The organism is Candidatus Desulfolinea nitratireducens (assembly GCF_982879505.1).
Genome location: NZ_CEYOSI010000333.1, coordinates 1 through 2,500, shown reverse-complemented (window position 1 = coordinate 2,500; position 2,500 = coordinate 1). Strand labels below are relative to the sequence as shown.

Here is a 2,500-nt window from a genome sequence, read left to right as displayed (position 1 = left end):
GTGCAGGACGCTTTGTTAGGCAGTTCATAGATTCGATTATCTCTTGCCATTTACACCGATGCAGAGTAAGGGTGAATTCGTTCAAGGATATTAGTCTCATCTTGCTGTGCAAAATACAAATCCCAGCGTAACTGGATGTTCATCCAGAAGTCGGCAGACATGTTGAAGAACCTTGCCAACCGCAGAGCTGTGCTTGGGGTTATACCCCTGCGACCATTGACAATATCATTTATGCGCTGATAAGGCACGTGAATACTATCGGCTAACTCTCTTTGAGTCAGACCCATTGGATTGAGAAATTCCTCCAGCAACATGTCGCCGGGATGTGTGGGTGTGCGGTTAGTAGGAACGCGAACCATTTTATCTCCTGCTTAATATTCTAGTGGTAATCGACAATTTCAACCTGGTCAGGACCTAAATTGGTCCACACAAAACAAATACGAAATTGGTCATTAATGCGAATACTGTGTTGACCTTTTCTTGTACCTGATAAAGCCTCGAGTTTGTTGCCCGGAGGTATTCGTAACTCGGAAAGAGAAGTAACCGAGTCGATTAGATCAAGTTTGCGGGCAGCGATTTTCCAAATTGAAGTAGGGCAGATTTTCCGAGCTTCTTTGGTATTCTCGCCATTGAAGATATCCTCGGTTCCCACATTCTTGAAGGATTGGATCATGCCAACATGATAGCACGATATTCGTGCTATTTCAAGGTGGAAAATATATCGCTGAACTGCCTAACGAGACTGTCGAAAAACCGAATTTTCCAGAGAAATGGCGCCAGAGGAGTGAGGATCGGCGCCGGATTTTTCAGTCTGAAGGCATTTGGACAGATCGTCGGGGGCTGGCTGGGCTAGGTTAGCGCCCCAAAAGCGTGGATTTTGCCGACATTGTGTACCAGAGTGAACAACCTCCATTGTACATCCACTTTCGATTTTGTACGTAAAGTGAAGCGGTTCATGCGCTTCTGTACACAGATGTTGGAAAAGACCGGCTCCACGATTCCCAGCCGCCTGGCATAAATGCGCTTGCCCTCTTCACTATCGATCTTGGCTTTCATCTCATCGATCAGGTTGGGGGATTGGCTCTTAACTTGAATGGAAAGATTGCGGCGTACAGTATCTGCCTTCTTCAAGCAACGTGTTCTCAAAGGACAGGCAGCGCAGTCTTCAGGGCGAGCATGGTAGAGATCATAGGTGCGATGGCGGTTGACCTGGTTGCGGGCATGGCAGGTCAGTTCCTTCCCATGCGGACATCGATACACCTGTTTGTCTGGATCGAAAGAGAAGTCAGCTGTCGTGAAGAGCCTTGGCTTGGCGTCAGGTCGTTGCCTGCCGTGGACGCCATCCTTGAACCGTTCTTGATCGGCAAAGCGCGGATCGCGTGTGCGGTATTGGATGTCGGGGATGTAAGCATCGATCTTTTCATCCTTGCAGACCTTCAAGCTGTTGAGCGAGTGATAGTTGGGATCGGCGGTCAGCTGCCTGCCTTGAAAATAGGTTTCATCTTTTCCGATGGCGGCGACATTTTTTTTTGCGCCCTCCAACATCGGTTTGAGGTTTTCGTGATCCTGACTGGCGAACGCCTCGGCCGCGACAATCACCTGATGCTTGGAATCGACCAGCGCCTGGGCGTTGTAGCCCTGAACGACGCCGTGAGAAGAAGGCATCTTGACCGATTCATTATCCACCGCATTGCTCTGGATTTCTTTGCCCTCGCTGCCCAACTTCGGTTCGCGATCCTTGAGGAATTCATTGAGCCGTTCGACCTGCAACTGGAAGCGGCGTTCGCGTTTCTTTTGCCGTTCCACAACCACTTCTGGCTGTTTGTCTGCCTGAGCATGTTCGGCAATCACCCGCTGTAGCTTTTCCTGCAGCTTATCGTGCTTGTGTTTGAGTTCGTCGATCGAGCCGCTCCATTCCTTGGAGACATTCGCCGAAAGTTTGACCCCGTCCAGACTGAAGTGCGTTCCCTCGAGCAGCCCCAATTCATCACAGACCAGCAGGATATTGCTGAAGAGTGATTGGATTTCGCTCTGCATCGAAGAGATAAAAGCTGCGATTGTGCTGTGATCAGGGGCGTAGTCATATGAGAGGGCGATGAAGATGATGTTCTCCTGGCAGGCGCGTTCGATCTGGCGTGAACTGATCATGCCTCTAGCATATGCCAGCAGGATGACCTTGAGCAGGATCTTTGGGTGGATGGCTGTGGCACCGGTCTCGTCGTTATTGTAACGCGCATCAAAGACAGAGAGATCAAGGTGTTTCTCCACCAATTCGTTGATGGTGTGCTCCAGTGAGCCCGGAACAAGTTGGTCTTGCAGAGAGATGGGGAGCATGACCATTTGATTTTCGTTGAGTGGTTTGTATTTTGCCATAGGGTTCCTCTAGCTTATAAAACCCCGTTGTTTTATGGTAGATTCGCCCACTTTTTCGACAGTTTCAACGGATTGCGTTATTAGAATGTCCTTGTTTGGGACGTGGCAAACGTGTATCCTTGGGGTG

The 2,500-nt window shown here is 49.5% G+C and carries 3 protein-coding genes; all 3 read right to left on the bottom strand.

Features of this window, described 5'->3' with window-relative positions; translation table 11 throughout:
* Positions 1-50 precede the first annotated feature (50 nt).
* Positions 51-359, bottom strand: a complete 309-nt coding sequence (locus tag AC3DOM_RS17415) for a HigA family addiction module antitoxin (protein ID WP_487920308.1) — start codon at positions 357-359, stop codon at positions 51-53.
* A gap of 20 nt (positions 360-379) precedes the next feature.
* Positions 380-673 carry a type II toxin-antitoxin system RelE/ParE family toxin gene (locus tag AC3DOM_RS17410; protein ID WP_487920307.1) on the bottom strand — a complete coding sequence of 98 codons (294 nt, stop codon included), beginning with the start codon at positions 671-673 and terminating at the stop codon, positions 380-382.
* 176 nt (positions 674-849) lie between these two features.
* A complete protein-coding gene (locus tag AC3DOM_RS17405) occupies positions 850-2,373 on the bottom strand; it encodes an IS1182 family transposase (RefSeq protein WP_487920306.1) in 1,524 nt (507 codons plus the stop codon).
* Positions 2,374-2,500: the final 127 nt, after the last annotated feature.